The 15,646-nt window shown below is 45.8% G+C and carries 10 protein-coding genes; 8 read left to right on the top strand and 2 right to left on the bottom strand.

The window, feature by feature from the left end; all coding sequences use genetic code 11:
• Nucleotides 1-1,031: 1,031 nt before the first annotated feature.
• Nucleotides 1,032-1,721: a zinc metallopeptidase gene (locus JT717_RS17140; RefSeq protein WP_205511729.1), complete on the bottom strand. Its 690-nt coding sequence runs from the start codon at nucleotides 1,719-1,721 to the stop codon at nucleotides 1,032-1,034.
• Between the two features lie 608 nt (nucleotides 1,722-2,329).
• Here JT717_RS17140 and radA point away from each other — a divergent pair.
• From radA to JT717_RS17105, 7 genes are all read left to right on the top strand, one after another.
• On the top strand, nucleotides 2,330-3,703 hold the full coding sequence (radA, locus tag JT717_RS17135; protein WP_205511728.1) for a DNA repair protein RadA: 1,374 nt from the start codon (nucleotides 2,330-2,332) through the stop codon (nucleotides 3,701-3,703).
• A gap of 51 nt (nucleotides 3,704-3,754) precedes the next feature.
• Complete coding sequence (locus tag JT717_RS17130) at nucleotides 3,755-4,450, top strand: ComF family protein (protein WP_205511727.1); 696 nt, start codon at nucleotides 3,755-3,757, stop codon at nucleotides 4,448-4,450.
• Between the two features lie 253 nt (nucleotides 4,451-4,703).
• The gene (locus JT717_RS17125; RefSeq protein ID WP_205511726.1) at nucleotides 4,704-6,101 is read left to right on the top strand and encodes a choice-of-anchor Q domain-containing protein; all 1,398 of its coding nucleotides are present in this window, start codon (nucleotides 4,704-4,706) and stop codon (nucleotides 6,099-6,101) included.
• A 116-nt stretch (nucleotides 6,102-6,217) separates the two neighbouring features.
• Nucleotides 6,218-6,733 (top strand): glutathione peroxidase, encoded by a 516-nt coding sequence (locus JT717_RS17120; protein ID WP_205511725.1) that lies wholly within the window; start codon nucleotides 6,218-6,220, stop codon nucleotides 6,731-6,733.
• Nucleotides 6,734-7,738: 1,005 nt separating this feature from the next.
• Nucleotides 7,739-8,968, top strand: coding sequence for a DNA polymerase III subunit (locus JT717_RS17115; RefSeq protein ID WP_205511724.1), 1,230 nt, complete (start codon nucleotides 7,739-7,741; stop codon nucleotides 8,966-8,968).
• 346 nt (nucleotides 8,969-9,314) lie between these two features.
• The gene (locus JT717_RS17110) at nucleotides 9,315-10,637 is read left to right on the top strand and encodes a PSP1 domain-containing protein (protein WP_240348179.1); all 1,323 of its coding nucleotides are present in this window, start codon (nucleotides 9,315-9,317) and stop codon (nucleotides 10,635-10,637) included.
• Nucleotides 10,638-10,807: 170 nt separating this feature from the next.
• Nucleotides 10,808-11,566 carry a Bax inhibitor-1/YccA family protein gene (locus JT717_RS17105; RefSeq protein WP_205511723.1) on the top strand — a complete coding sequence of 253 codons (759 nt, stop codon included), beginning with the start codon at nucleotides 10,808-10,810 and terminating at the stop codon, nucleotides 11,564-11,566.
• A gap of 95 nt (nucleotides 11,567-11,661) precedes the next feature.
• Here the strand turns inward: JT717_RS17105 and JT717_RS17100 are convergent, their stop codons facing one another.
• Entirely contained in the window at nucleotides 11,662-12,456 is a 795-nt protein-coding gene (locus JT717_RS17100) for a TIGR00266 family protein (protein ID WP_205511722.1), read from the bottom strand.
• 202 nt (nucleotides 12,457-12,658) lie between these two features.
• Here JT717_RS17100 and JT717_RS17095 point away from each other — a divergent pair, with 202 nt between their 5' ends.
• Entirely contained in the window at nucleotides 12,659-15,520 is a 2,862-nt protein-coding gene (locus tag JT717_RS17095; protein WP_205511721.1) for a M16 family metallopeptidase, read from the top strand.
• Nucleotides 15,521-15,646: the final 126 nt, after the last annotated feature.

Genomic DNA, 15,646 nt, shown 5'->3' with positions numbered 1-15,646 from the left:
ACCGGCTATTCTGCCATGTAATCATTCATTTAACTAAGTGCAAGGCTCTGCATGGGCCTGCCATTGGTGAATGGTCAATGGTCAATTGTCAATGGTCAATGGTCAGTGGTCAGTGGTGAATCAGACCGGCTAATTCAGCTATTTAGTATCATTTTGCTAAGTGCAAGGCCGGCCTTTGGGGGCCTGCAGTTCTTCATTTTCGCATACAGCAATGCCGCCTGATCCGCCACTGCCGCAGAACCTTATCGCCTATGCCTTTTCCTCCTGTTTTGCCCAAGGGAACATATCGCATTAATTATCAAGGGTTTAAGCACATCTTATTTCCTCCTCATAATTAATTGATTAATATAGCATTACAACAACTTCTTCGGGACTTCTTCGGGTCTTCTCTAGGAGAACTATGTGTTTTCATTGGGAAATCCCGAAGAAATCAGGCTGAATATAGCCTCATGTCCCATGCTCATCAGATCGGATTATGCTTGGCGACAGGTAATACATTTCAGTAAACCGAAGGGGATTATAAAAAAGAGGATCGGGCAAGAAATTGCCCGATCGTAATATAAAACCAGAAAGGCGTAGGGAAAAAAGTGAATCAGACGAGTCAAAATTATTTTTAAAACACATACGGCCAAGTGAAAATTGGTAAGTGCGCAGTTTTGCCAATAACCGTGTAAATATCGCCGATAAGTGTGCAGCGAAAAACGCCAAGTTACCTTGAGGGACCCTCATTCCACCCCGGTTTAATGGTTGTAAACCGTTGGACTTTGCTGCATAACCGATTAATGTTCTTACAGTAATGTAACCCCAGAAAAAAACCCCGTTCACCAGCTGGCAAACGGGGGTCCATCATACCTACATAATCAAAAATTATAATACTGCGAAAGAAGGAAACAGGTAAATACCAGATCTGTCCCTGTTAGGTCTAGAACCTTTTTAACTTTTGCCTATTGAACGGCTTTGGTCTGTCGCGTTCACTGCAAGCTGTTGGTCTTAAATATATCTTGCGCCCCTCATAAATTAATGACTATTACTTACTCCCGATTCCTTCCACCCAGGAATATAAATATATACTGTACCAGGGTGGCGATGGAAGCCAGGGCAGCCACTACATACGTTAAGGCAGCCCATTTCAGTGCGTCTTTTGCCTGCGGGTACTCCCTGCCATTCGTAATATTCGTGCGGTTTAACCAGGCTAATGCCCTCCTGCTGGCATCCAGCTCAACCGGCAGCGTAATTACTGAGAATAAAGTAGTTAAGCCGAACAAAATAATACCAATTAACAGCAAGGCCGGGAAGGCGTTCACCATAATCACCCCGAACAGCAGTATCCATTGTACAATGCCCGAGCTGAACATAACCACCGGCACCAGCTTGCTGCGCAGCGTTAACCACTGATAAGCATTGGCATGTTGTATGGCGTGGCCGCATTCATGGGCGGCTACAGCTGCAGAAGCCACTGATATTCCGTTATATACGTCTTCGCTCAAATTAACTGTTCTCGAAGTAGGATCGTAGTGGTCGCTCAGGAAACCGTTGGTTGATGCTACCTTAACATCATATATACCATTCTCCTGTAACATTTTCAGGGCCACTTCTCTACCTGTTAAACCGGCTGACAACGGCACCCGGCTGTACTTTGCAAACTTGCCTTTAAGCACACCGGACACCAGCAAACTGATCACTAAAAACAGGATCGAAATAATTAAAATAGATGGTGTCATTTTTCGTACTCTTTTTTTATTAATAACAATATTCTATCAAATCAGTTACCAATTAATTTGAGTAATTTTTACGCCATTTTTCGGCAGAAATCAGGGGCCTTTTTGTCATTCGATTAGCGTTTAATCGCGGTGGGCTGACATTTTATCACAGGTCTTTTAGCGAATCTCTTAAAATTATATTAAAATTTGATTATCAACGATTTACGGCAATAATTTGCTAAACCGGCTAATCCCTTAATAAGGCTTTAAATTTATTCACAACCCTAAAAAATAATTTTGTTATGTGGCGCTTATTTGTAATTTAGTGCAAGAATTTAATGGGTTAGTAAGTAAAGGGTCAACAGCAATGTTGGCCTTTTTACTTTGTAAAAAAAGCGCCCCTTTTTATCTCATTTTACCGGCTTTTTTTGGCAAATACTAACTCTTCAAAAACTATTTGCTGCACTGCTGCCATCATCAACTATCAGCCACCGTAAACGCAGTTCTTACATCACCTGTTTTGGACATCAGATTGCGAGAGGTCATGGTCATAACAATTCAAACAGGACCTACAAGTGTTTTGATTGCACTGTTTTAATAACCGCTTCACTTTTTATTAACTTTATCGCATGGCTAAAGTTAAAACAGCATTCTTTTGTTCGAATTGCGGATATGAAAGCGCGAAATGGCTTGGAAAATGTCCTTCATGTAATACCTGGAATACGTTTGTTGAAGAAGTAATTTCAAAACCTTCCTTAAAAAAAGAAAACGGGTGGGACGATTATCACGAAGAATCGAGATCCATCCGCACCATTGCATTACATACCATCAGCAGCAGTGAGCAGGTGCGCATCACTACATCAGATGCAGAACTAAACAGAGTGTTAGGCGGCGGTATTGTGCCGGGCAGCATAGTATTGATCGCCGGCGAACCTGGTATTGGAAAGTCGACCCTTTTTTTACAGAACGGATTACAACTACAGGATAAAACTGTATTATATATCAGCGGAGAAGAAAGCGAGCAGCAAATAAAAATGCGCGCCGACCGTTTGAATATCCGCAACGACAATTTTTACCTGCTTACAGAAACATTGACGCAGACTATTTTCCAGGAGATCAAAAAATTAAAGCCGCATCTGGTCATCGTTGATTCTATTCAAACCATTCAATCGCCATATATTGATTCGTCACCGGGAAGCATATCCCAGATCAGGGAATCGGCTGCCGAATTCCAGCGTTTTGCGAAAGAAACCAATACACCGGTATTCCTGATCGGTCATATTACAAAAGACGGCAGCATTGCCGGTCCGAAAATACTGGAGCATATGGTTGATACCGTATTACAGTTTGAAGGCGACCGTCATTATGCCTATCGCATTTTACGAACCATCAAGAACCGGTTCGGCAGCACTTCTGAGCTTGGCATTTATGAAATGACCGGCGCTGGCATGCGCGGTGTGAACAACCCCAGCGAGATCCTGATGACACAAAAGGAAGACCGGTTAAGCGGCATTGCAATTGCAGCTACCATTGAAGGCATGCGTCCGCTCCTCATAGAAGTACAGGCGCTGGTCACTCAATCGGTATATGGCACGCCGCAACGCACGGTATCAGGGTTCGATCTGCGGCGATTGCAATTACTGCTGGCCGTATTGGAAAAGAAAGGAGGCTTTCATTTCGGCGTAAAAGATGTTTTTTTGAACATTGCCGGCGGATTGAAGGTGGAGGACCCCTCGATCGATCTGGCCGTTTTATGCGCTCTCCTGAGTTCCTACGAGGATCTTCCTTTGCCGCCTCATATTTGTTTTGCCGGCGAAGTTGGTCTCAGCGGCGAAGTAAGGGCCGTTCACCGGGTTGAACAACGGATAGCAGAAGCCGAAAAGCTGGGTTTTGAAAAGATCATTATATCGCGGTATGGACAAAAGTCAATTGCCAAATCGAAGACTAACATTGAGGTAATACCGATGGGCCGGGTGGAAGAAGTTTACCAGTATCTTTTCTAATACCCGATTGGTATTGAAAGCGCTCTGGGCAGTAGCAGAAAAACAACTGCTATGCTTAAAAATGTTTTACATCCTTTATTACATCTTTTCTTACCACATCATTGCGTTGGTTGCGGAAGCGATATTATGAGCCGGCAGCAGGTTTTATGCATGCATTGCATCAATAAGCTGCCGGTCACCGGGTTTCACCTGCATGCAAACAACCCGGTGGAAAAGATCTTCTGGGGCCGCATGGCCGTTGCCGCTGCCGCCAGTTATCTGTATTACTCAAAAGATTCGTTGTTGCAGCATATTGTTCATGCATTGAAATACAAGGGCAATAAAGAGCTCGGACTTTTTATTGGCCGCAAAATGGGCGAGCTCCTGTTATACACCTCGCGCTTCAACGACATTGAAGCCCTGGTGCCTTTGCCATTGTTTGCAGCCCGCGAACGTAAAAGAGGTTATAACCAGGCAACCGTTTTATGCGAAGGTATGGCCGAAGTGCTGGCCCTTCCTGTACTTCAATCGGTCATACACCGACAATCGCCCAGTACCACGCAAACCAATAAGAACCGGATCCACCGCTGGCTGAACATGCAGGGCAAATTTGAGCTGAAGCAACCCGATGCCATAGCCGGCAAACATATTTTACTGGTGGATGATGTGATCACCACCGGCGCCACCCTCGAGGCCTGCGGCCAGGAACTGTTAACTGCTGCGAATACGCGGCTAAGCATTATGACGATGGCTTATACCGTAAAGTGAACACAGAGAATGTCGAGTGGGAAGTGGCGAATGGCGAGTGCGCAGAGGAGTGCGAAGTGCAAGTGGCGTGTGCGCACAGGCCAGTGGGAAGTGCAAGTGCCAGGGGCGAGTGCGCAAGGGCCAGTGGGAAGTAGCGAGTGGCAAATGGGACTTGCCCGCGCGAAATTCATTGCCAACTACCAACTGCAAACTGAAACTGCCTTTTTTGCCGCCGGTTTTATGTGTATCCGAAAACGTGTATTTTTACAGGAACATGAAATATCTATTTGTTGCCATCCTGCTTACCGGTGTGCTGATCTCCTGTAAAAAGGAAACTTTTATAACCAGCAGCACGGCATCGCTGTTCACCAGCACCGATAGCCTGCATTTCGATACAGTGTTCACCACTACAGGTTCAATAACCAGATTTTTCCGTATCTATAATGACAATAATCAAAAGCTGCGACTGAGTAAAGTATCGCTGCAGGGCGGCGACGCATCGTTTTTCAACATTAATGTGGATGGAACCAAGGGCCCCGAAGTGACCGATATTGAAATGGATGCCAATGACAGCATTTATGTTTTTGTTACGGTAAAGATCGATCCCACCGTGGCAGAACTTCCCTTTGTCATACAGGACAGCATCCTCATAGAATATAACGGAAATGAACATTGGGTACAGCTGGATGCCTGGGGACAAAACGCCAATTTCATGCGCAACCGGGTCATTACGGGCAATGTTACCTGGACGAACATCATCCCTTATGTGCTTACCGGCGATTATCTGCTGATCGATAAGAACGCTACCCTTACTATCGAAAAAGGCTGCCGGATTTACCTGCATGCCAATACCCCGATCATCGTCGATGGCACATTAAAGGTGATGGGCGAACAATACGACAGCACCCGTGTCGTATTCAAAGGAGACAGGCTCGATGACCCTTACCGTAACTTCCCTGGCAGCTGGCCCGGCATCTATTTTAACGAAAGCAGTAAAGACAATAGCCTGCAATACGCAAGCATTCAAAACGCCTACCAGGGAATAGTAGCCGCCGGCCTGTCTGTAAACAGCAATCCTAAAGTATCGCTCAGCGAATGCATTATAGATAATTGTTACGATGCGGGCATCCTGGGTTTACGATCAGCCATCAAAGCGAGAAATTGTTTAATTAGCAATTGCGGCAAAAATATTCTGCTCGGTTATGGCGGCACTTACGATTTTTCACAATGCACCGCTGCGTCCTACTCCAACTCCTACATTCTGCACAAAGACCCCGTGTTGATAATGACCAATTACTTAAAGGAAGGAAATAGCATAAACACCTGGAGTTTAAATGCTAGTTTCCGGAATTGCATTTTCTGGGGAGAGAACGGAACTGCTGAAGATGAGGTAGTGACCGACAAACAAGGCAACACACCATTCAATGTCAATTTCCAAAATTGCTTATGGAAGGTGAAGAACAATCCGGCTTTTGTAAATGCCAGTAATATCATTGCCAACCAGTCGCCCCTCTTCGATAGCATTAACACACAATCGAGAATATACAATTTCCGGTTGCGCGATGAGTCGCCGGCTATCAACAGCGGTACCAATGCCGGGGTTACCATTGACCTCGATGGGCGCTCAAGACCGGTTGGTTTGCCTGATCTGGGATGTTATGAAAAACAATAACCCCGGCCAATGGCCACGTTGTGCGGCGTTAACCATTATTTTGCATCAAGGCAACCAATTTAGTATCATCTTTGTATAGTACAAATAGCAGTCACCATACACTAAATTAATTCAATATGATACGCTTATTGCTCGCCTCGCTTTTATTCCTTGCAGCGCCTTCCATTTACGATTTTAAGGTTCCGGCACTCGATGGCGCGGGTACTATCGACTTCAAGAAGTACAAAGGAAAAAAGATCATGATCGTGAATACGGCTTCCAAATGCGGCAATACCCCTCAATACGCCGACCTGGAGCAACTATATAAGCAGTATAAAGACAAACTAGTGATCGTTGGTTTTCCGGCCAATAATTTCGGCGGACAGGAACCGGGTTCCCGCGAAGAGATCCAGGAATTCTGCAAAAAGAATTATGGCGTGACCTTTCCAATGGCTGAAAAGGTTTCTGTGAAGGGCGACGATATTCACCCCCTGTTCAAATACCTGGTGGCGGAAGCAGAAAAGAAAGGCATTAAAGATCCCATTAAATGGAATTTCACTAAATTCTTATTAGATGAAAAAGGCAAGCTGGTTACAGTGATCCATAACAAAACCAAGGTTACCAGCGAAGAAGTGACCAAATATCTCAATTAGCGATACTCATTGTAAACAGCGTATAGTAAAAAATACTTCCACGTGGCCCGGCCCAGCTTCCATTCCATGGCAGGTGATCCGGGCCATGTTTATTGTATTGGTGACTTCCATTTCAGATTACATTGGTTTGCGGTTTTTTGCGCATTTTAGTGAATAGTCATATGAAAATGCGCGCTTAGAAGCTCCCATAATAGTTTCCACTCATATCTTCATCCGTATAAACCGGCGCAATATCGATTTTAACTGTCATTTGAACGAATAAAGTTAAAGTTGCGGTAATATATCGGCATTTTTGAGTCTTCAATCCAATATCAGTTTTAAACATCCGGCATCCGAAGAAAAACTATCCAAGTCCTCGAAAAACTTTATCCAAGGTTCCTGTGAAAAAAAGATATCCTGGTGAAAGACCATAGGATCAATCCAGTCCTATCCATTGAAAAGCCAGATCCATCCACTTTTCCTGGTGAACCTCTTTACAGTAGATCCTATTCCTACGTAATCCCAAAAGAGTTTAGCCTGTTAAAAGTATTTGGGCCCTGACCATAGCGTCAGGGCTTCTTTTTTTAGGCAGAAGGCAAAGGCGCAAGGGAACAGGCAGAAGGCACGCAAGGGTGGCGCAAGGCGAAAAGCTGAAGGCGCAAAGCGGCAGTAGCATTGACGTTTTGCGTGTAACGTTTCGCGTCCGCCTTCAGCGTTTAACAGATCCGTTTTGCCCTTCAGCCTTCGGCATTGAGCGTCTTGCACCCCGAATTCACCGCTTCGTGTTTCCCCTTTGGCTTTCAGCGTTCAGTATTGAGCCTCTTGCATCCGACTTTCAGCGTTTCACAGATCCCGTTTTGCCCTTCAGCCTTCGGCATTGAGCGTCTTGCACCCCGCATACACCGCTTCGTGCTTCCCCTTTGGCTTTAAGCCTTCCGTATTGAGCGTCTTGCATCCGACTTTCAGCGTTCCGCGTTCCGCGTTTGGCGTTTCCCGATTCGCGTTTTCCGCTTAACTTCGCCCCGCATGTTATTTAAAGATGTCATAGGCCAGGCCGATGTAAAACTGCATCTTGCCAATATGGTGCAGCAAGACCGCATTAGCCATGCCCTTTTGTTTTTAGGAAAAGAAGGCAGCGGCGCCCTGCCCCTGGCCATCGCATTTGCCCAATACATTGTTTGTGAAAAAGTGAACCAGAAAGCTGCCCCCATAACAGCTTCCGGACCTTCGCTTTTTGGTGAGGAAGCCCCAGCGTCAGGTTCTTCCGCTCCACTTGCTACTAACCATTTGCTGGATTCCTGCGGCGAATGCCCCTCCTGCCAGAAGATGCTGCAGCTCATGCACCCGGATATTCATTTTTCCTATCCGGTGATCCCCCGCAAATCGGGCGATAAACCCCTGAGCTCCGACTATATCAGCGAATGGCGCGAATTCATAGCTAAATTCCCCTACGGAAACTCCTACGACTGGCTGCAATTTATTGGCGCCGAGAACAAACAGGGTAATATTACCGCCTATGAGTGTAACGACATCATCCGCAAACTCTCACTTAAAAGCTTTGAAAGCGGTTTTAAGATCCTGGTGATGTGGATGCCCGAATACCTGGGCAATGAAGGAAATAAGTTATTGAAGCTTATTGAAGAACCACCCCCAAATACCTTATTTATCTTAGTCGCCGAAAATGAGTCGCTGATCCTGCAGACGATTTTATCGAGAACCCAACTGGTGAAAATTCCGGCCCTGACCCACCAGGATGTTGCCAACGCCCTGGTAAACAAAGGCAAAATGGCTGCAGAACCCGCGAGCCAGATCGCGCTGATCGCCGAAGGCAATTATCGCGAGGCGCTGCAATTAATGCAACATGCCGATGAGGACTGGCAATCGCTGCTGCGCGAATGGCTGAACGCTATTGTCAAAAACGGCCCCATTTCCCAGGTAAAATGGATCGACGAAGTGAGCAAGCTGGGCCGGGAAAAGCAAAAACAGTTCCTCCGCTATTTTACCCACTTGTTAGAGCAGGCCATCAGGCTGCAGGCCATGGGCGCCGAAAACCTGCACTTGCCCGATAAGGAAAAGGATTTTGCCGGCCGCCTGAACAAGATCGCCGCCTTCGATCAGCAGCAGGCCATTATTGAAGAACTTGATAAAGCCTCCTATTATATCGAAAGGAACGCCAATGCCAAGATGCTGTTCCACGCCCTCACCATTAAATTATATCACATCATTGCCGGCAAGCAGGTTGCTAACATTATTTAGCAAACCGGTGCTCCGTCTTCAGCGTTCTATGCAGGCTTATCATATAAAAGCCCTTTTGCCGTTAATAACTTATATTTGTAAATCGGCCTGTAAAGCAGGAGCAGAAAAATTGTGTGTCAGGGGTTGCAATGCGAGCAGGATTGCTATATATAAAAGGTTATCTATTTCGCTATATTATCCATAAATGCGTCTTATTCAATATGTTACAAATTATGTAACAGTTAAGTTTGCGAATACTGGCGCAACCCGGTTCTTCCGGATGAATAATACCCTGCCTTTATTTTCTGCATGCGTTTTCCGGCCGACCCAAAATAAATTATTGTAAAACGTTAATCCTAAATAGAGAATGGGATGTAGTTCATGCGGAACAGTTGGTAAGGTTGCCGGTTGTAAAAGCAATGGCGGATGCAGCACGGGCAGTTGCAACAGAATGAATGTGCACGATTGGCTGAGTAACCTGCCTTTCAGCGATCCTTCAGGCAGCTGCAAGATCGTTGAGATAACTTTCAATAACGGAAGTCGCAAAGACTTTTACCGGAATACCACTGTTCATTTATTCGAAAAAGGAGACCTCGTTGCGGTAGAAGGCGTAAGTGGTTTCGATGTTGGCACTATAAACCTCACCGGTGAAATAGTTCGCCTGCAAATGAAGAAAAGAAATGCCGACGAAACAGACCCTGATATTAAAAAGGTCTTACGCCGCGCAACTGATAAAGACATTGAGATCTGGCAACAGAACAAGGAACGCGAGAAAGAAGCCCTGATCAGGGCAAGGGCCATTGCCCGCCAGCTGAACCTGGAGATGAAGCTCACCGAGGTAGAGATCCAGGCCGATGGGCGCAAGGCCACTTTCTTTTATATCGCCGACGACCGGGTAGATTTTCGCGAACTCATAAAGGTGTATGCTAAGGAATTCAGGGTAAAGGTGGAAATGCGCCAGATAGGCGCCCGCCAGGAAGCCGCCAAAGTGGGTGGTATCGGCAGTTGCGGCCGCGAGCTGTGCTGCAGCACCTGGTTAACGGATTTCAAATCGGTAAACACCACCGCTGCTCGTTATCAGAACCTGTCGATCAACCAAAGCAAACTGAGTGGCCAGTGCGGCCGGTTAAAATGCTGCCTCAACTACGAGCTGGATATTTATCTGGATGCCTTACAGCATTTTCCGGATAATGCAGACACCTTACAGGTGCAAAAAGGCACGGCCATCCTGATAAAAAAAGATATTTTCAAAAATCTCATGTGGTATTCCCTGCCCGACAGCAGCAAACAGTATCCGCTGACCATTGAACGGGTAAGGAAAATAAAACAAATGAACGAGCAGGGCAAAGTGCCTGATGAACTGGAAGCAGTTGATGTAACCACCCAGAAGCCCAAAGAGGTTGAACCCGAATTTGTGGATGTGGTTGGCCAGATCAGCTTACGCAGTTTGGAAAGGGCCGAAAAGAAAAAAAGGCACTCCCATCATCAGCAAAAAGACCAGTCTCGTCAGCAGCAACACCAAAAGGAGCAACATCGCCCGCAGCAGCAACAACAGCAACACCGCCGCGATAACCGGCAAAACGATAAGAAAGGTGGCGGCGGCGATCGCAAACCGAATCCCCCGAGGAACCAGCAACAAAACCGGGAGCATCGGGAAAACCGGGAAGACAGGGGGAAGAAGGAACAATAATGGGCTGATTTGATGATATGCTAATGTGCTGACGGATAAGCTTGACCTTTACCAAGGTTCAGGCACCGGTAACAGGTAACCAGTGACCGCCAACTTGTAACCGGTAATTAAATTGTGACCAGGAATTACTATCTATAACCAGGAATTATAATTATAAAACCCTTATAACTATGGCTCTATTTAAATCCGGTAATCCTGCTTTAAACGAAAAGACCTTTTCGAAAAGCATTTCAGTGTCCTACGACGGGGCAATGACAGTTAAAGGAACATTGAACAAATTCGGTGTCCTCTTCCTGCTTACTATGGCAACCGCCGGACTCGCGTGGAAAATGGTTTATTCAGGTGTTGATGTAACCACCTATATGTGGGTATCTGTATTCGGTGCAATTGGTATCGCCCTCGTAATGGCTTTTAAAATGCAGTGGGCGGCATACCTGGGACCTTTATACGCATTGGTGAAAGGTTTTGCTGTAGGCGCTATTTCAGCTTACTACAACTATGCTTTTGAAAAGATCGCGCCCAATATCATAACACAGGCTGTTGCCCTCACCTTCGGAGTGGTGATCGCCATGTTCCTGTTATACAAATTCAATGTTATCAAGGCTACGCCGGTCTTCAAGAAAATAGTGATCACAGCTACCCTGGGTATTGCTGTTTTCTACCTGATCTCGATCGGTTTGCATTTTGCCAATATTGATATCCCCTTCCTGCACGAAGGCAGCACATTCGGTATCATTTTCTCTCTGGTAGTCGTTGGTTTGGCTGCCATGAACCTGATACTGGATTTCGATATGATCGAGAATGGCGCGAATATGGGAGCTCCCAAATACATGGAATGGTATTGTGCCTTTGGCCTGCTGGTAACCATCGTATGGCTGTACCTGGAGATCCTGCGTTTACTGGCCAAACTCGCCGGTGACAGAAAGTAAGCACAACTTACAATAGTAAAAGGGCGTTCCATTGAACCGGAACGCCCTTTTTTTATGCTGTATTCAATAGCACATTATCAATTAGCACATTGCTCCTACCATCCATCGCCATCGAGCACATTGCCTAATCCACCCAAAATGCTGCCTTCCTCTTTACGACCACCAGGACCACCATATTGCAAAATACGGCCAGCCAGGCGGCTGATAGGCAGGGTTTGGATCCATACTTTACCCGGACCGCGCAAAGTAGCGAAGAACAGGCCTTCACCACCAAACAGTGTATTCTTAATGCCGCCTACAAATTGAATATCGTAATCAATAGTTTGGGTATATGCAACAATGCAACCGGTATCAACGCGCAGTAATTCGCCGGGCTGCAGTATTCTTTCAAATACATGTCCACCCGCATGCACAAAGGCCATACCATCACCCTCCAGTTTTTGCATAATAAAACCTTCACCGCCAAACAAACCGGTGCCCAGTTTCCGTTGAAACTCAATACCCACACTTACTCCTTTGGCAGCACAAAGGAAAGCATCTTTCTGGCAGATCAATTTGCCGCCCATATCCATCAGGTCCAGCGGAATGATCTTACCGGGATAGGGAGAAGCAAAGCTAACCCGCTTTTTGCCCTGACCTACATTGGAGAAAGCAGTCATAAATAAACTTTCCCCCGTTAATATGCGCTTACCGGCCGACATCAGTTTACCGAAAAACCCCGTTTGCGGCCGGGCGCCGTCGCCGAAAATGGTTTCCATTTGAATGCCATCATCCATCATCATGAAGGAGCCGCTTTCTGCTATAGCCGTTTCACCCGGATCAAGTTCCACTTCGACATATTGCATCTCTTCTCCGTAGATCTTATAGTCTATTTCGTGATTTGTACGCATGTAAATCTGTTTAAAGTTTTATTAATCAGTTTTCAGTTGTTATCCCGTGCCGTTTAGGTTAGTCGCAAATTAATGCTATTCGTTTCATGCGGGTGATTATTTTTTTGAGGTCTATACCTCCCGCCCCATCCTTTTGATAAATGGTTTGGAACCCGCATGATAATTCCTTTACCTTGTAATTTACTTAACAAAAATTACATATATGAAAAGGGCCATATTGCTACTGGTTATTATTCTATCGTTTTATCAGCAGGCCGCTGCACAGGCAAAGCTGGTTGAAAAGATCAACCGCCAGGGACATGAGCTCGTTATTCCCTACGAAAAATATGTTTTACCAAACGGCCTTACGCTGATCGTACATGAGGATCACAGCGATCCTATTGTACAGGTAGACGTTACTTACCATGTTGGTTCGGCGCGGGAACAGATCGGGAAATCGGGTTTTGCCCACTTCTTTGAACATATGATGTTCCAGGGCAGCGATCATGTAAAGGATGAAGAACATTTTAAAATGGTCACCGATGCCGGCGGTACGCTGAATGGTTCTACCAATCGCGACCGTACCAATTATTACGAAACGGTTCCTTCTAACCAGCTGGAAAAAATGCTTTGGCTCGAAGCTGACCGTATGGGCTTTCTGTTGGATGCGGTTACGCAGCAAAAATTCGAAATCCAAAGGGCGACCGTAAAAAATGAGCGGGGACAGAACTACGATAACCGCCCCTATGGTTTAATGGCCGAGGTGGCCGCCAGGAACCTGTACCCCTACGGACACCCATACTCGTGGTTGACCATCGGCTATATCGAAGACCTGAACCGCGTAGATGTGAATGATCTGAAAAATTTCTTTTTACGCTGGTATGGTCCCAACAACGCTACGGTAACCGTTGGTGGTGATGTAAAAACTGCAGAAGTAGTAAAGCTGGTGGAAAAATATTTCGGTTCTATACCAAAAGGACCTGCCGTTGAAAAAGCAATTGTTTCCCCGGTTGTGCTGGAGAAAGACCGCTATGTTTCTTATACAGATAACTATATCAGGTTACCGCTATTGAATATTGTATTTCCCACGGTGCCCAACTATCATAAAGACATGGCTGCCCTTAGCTGCCTGGCACAATTGCTGGGCGGCGGCAATTCGTCTATCCTGTACCAGCAACTTGTAAAAACACAACAGGCATTACAGGCAAATGTGTACAGCCAGCTGTTTGAACTGGCCGGTGAATTTACCATGCGCGTGATACCGATGCCCGGTAAAACGCTCGCTGACATGGAAAAACTGGTACGCGCTTCCCTGGACAGTTTTGAAAAACGGGGGGTTACCGATGAAGACATCGAAAAGTTCAAAGGTTATACAGAAGCACAATACATTAACGGACTGCAAAGCGTATCGGGCAAAGTGTTCCAGCTGGCCGCCTTTCAAACCCTGGCGGGCAATCCGAATATGATCGGTACCCTGCTGAAAATGAACAGCGCCGTTACCAAAGAAGATGTCATGCGCGTGTACAATCAATACATCAAAGGAAAACACGCTGTTATTGTAAGTGTGTTACCCAAGGGGCAGGAAACAGTGATCGCAGCGCCAGATAATTATGAGATTGACAAAACCAATTACACCGCACCTGATTACGGCTACACCGGTTTGAAATACGCGAAGGCCACCGATAATTTCGATCGCAGCAAACACCCTGGCAACGGCGCCAACCCGGTGGTTAAAGTACCGGCCTTCTGGCGTAAAGACCTGCCCAGTAAGATCAAATGTATTGGGGCAGAAAATAATGAGCTGCCTACAGTAACACTTATCATTGCCATTCCCGGCGGACATCTGCTTCAGGCGAAAGACACGGCGAAGATCGGACTGGCCAGTCTCTTTGCCGATATGATGAATGAAGACACGAAAAATTATACGGCTGAACAAATGGCTGTTGAGCTCGACAAACTCGGCAGCTCCATAGAAGTAAGCAGCAGCCGCGACGCCATTGTTTTTACGGTAGAAGCGCTTAAGAAAAATATCGATAAAACGCTGGCCCTGCTACAGGAAAGGATCTTCAATCCCAGGTTCACCGAAACGGCTTTCAACCGCATTCAAAAGCAAACGCTGGAAAGTTTGAAACAATCAAAAACCCGTCCGGCCATTGTAGCAGATGACGTTATTGCCGTGGTGAACTATGGTTCAGGCCATATCTTCGGCATGAACGAATATGGTAATGAAAGTTCGATAAGGAAAATCACCCTGAAAGATATTGAAGACTACTACAATAACTACCTCACAGCAAATAACACCAAAGTGGTAGTGGTAGGCGATATCAAACAAAATGAGATCCTGCCCAAACTCGCTTTTCTGAACAACCTGCCTGATAAAAAAATAGACATGCCTGTTGTACCGGCAAAACCCTTGGAAGTTGATAAATCAAGGATCTACCTTGTTGACATTCCAAAAGCTGCGCAAACAGAATTCAGGATAAGCCGTGTTACCGGGTTGAAATATGATGCTACCGGTGAATACTATAAAACCGGATTAATGAATTTCGCCCTGGGCGGTGGTTTCAATGGCCGGGTGAACATTAATTTGCGCGAAGACAAAGGCTGGACCTACGGTGCCCGCACCAATTTCAATGGCGATGAATATACCGGCGATTTTACTTTTAGCGCTGGTATTAAAGCCGATGCTACCGACAGTGCGCTGGCAGAAGTGATCAAAGAACTGAAAGCATATGCCACAGAAGGCATTAAGGAAGAAGAACTGGTATTTATGAAAAATGCCATCGGGCAGCGCGATGCTTTGCGGTATGAGACCGGCACCCAGAAAGCCTTATTCATTCAACGGATGTTACAATTTAATTTACCGGCCAATTATGTGGATCAGCAGAACAAGATCCTTAAAAATATCACGAAACCGGAAATAGATGCGTTGGCGAAAAAATATATTCAACCCGACAAATTGAATATGGTGCTGGTAGGCGATAAAGCACGGATCCTTCCCGGTTTGCAAAAATCGGGGTATGAGATCGTGGAACTGAATACCGATGGAAGAAGGGTGGATGGGGAAATGAAGAAAGGATTTTAGTCAATTTGCTGATGTGCTGATGTACTGATGTGCTGATTAAAATACGCTTTAGAAAGCATATAACAAAAGCGTCCTGCACAGACAGGACGCTTTTGTTTTGTATTTTAATCAGCTAATTAGCACATT

It is taken from the genome of Longitalea arenae (assembly GCF_016924755.1).
GTDB lineage: Bacteria > Bacteroidota > Bacteroidia > Chitinophagales > Chitinophagaceae > Niastella > Niastella arenae.
The sequence above is the reverse complement of the archived record's forward strand: the minus strand, read 5'-3'. Positions and strand labels throughout refer to the sequence as shown.

Coding starts and splice junctions, on each gene's coding strand:
- JT717_RS17095 (WP_205511721.1), top strand. CDS start 12,659: ATGAAAAGGGCCATATTGCTACTGGTTATTATTCTATCGTTTTATCAG.
- JT717_RS17105 (WP_205511723.1), top strand. CDS start 10,808: ATGGCTCTATTTAAATCCGGTAATCCTGCTTTAAACGAAAAGACCTTT.
- JT717_RS17130 (WP_205511727.1), top strand. CDS start 3,755: ATGCTTAAAAATGTTTTACATCCTTTATTACATCTTTTCTTACCACAT.
- radA (WP_205511728.1), top strand. CDS start 2,330: ATGGCTAAAGTTAAAACAGCATTCTTTTGTTCGAATTGCGGATATGAA.
- JT717_RS17120 (WP_205511725.1), top strand. CDS start 6,218: ATGATACGCTTATTGCTCGCCTCGCTTTTATTCCTTGCAGCGCCTTCC.
- JT717_RS17125 (WP_205511726.1), top strand. CDS start 4,704: ATGAAATATCTATTTGTTGCCATCCTGCTTACCGGTGTGCTGATCTCC.
- JT717_RS17100 (WP_205511722.1), bottom strand. CDS start 12,456: ATGCGTACAAATCACGAAATAGACTATAAGATCTACGGAGAAGAGATG.
- JT717_RS17140 (WP_205511729.1), bottom strand. CDS start 1,721: ATGACACCATCTATTTTAATTATTTCGATCCTGTTTTTAGTGATCAGT.
- JT717_RS17110 (WP_240348179.1), top strand. CDS start 9,315: ATGGGATGTAGTTCATGCGGAACAGTTGGTAAGGTTGCCGGTTGTAAA.
- JT717_RS17115 (WP_205511724.1), top strand. CDS start 7,739: ATGTTATTTAAAGATGTCATAGGCCAGGCCGATGTAAAACTGCATCTT.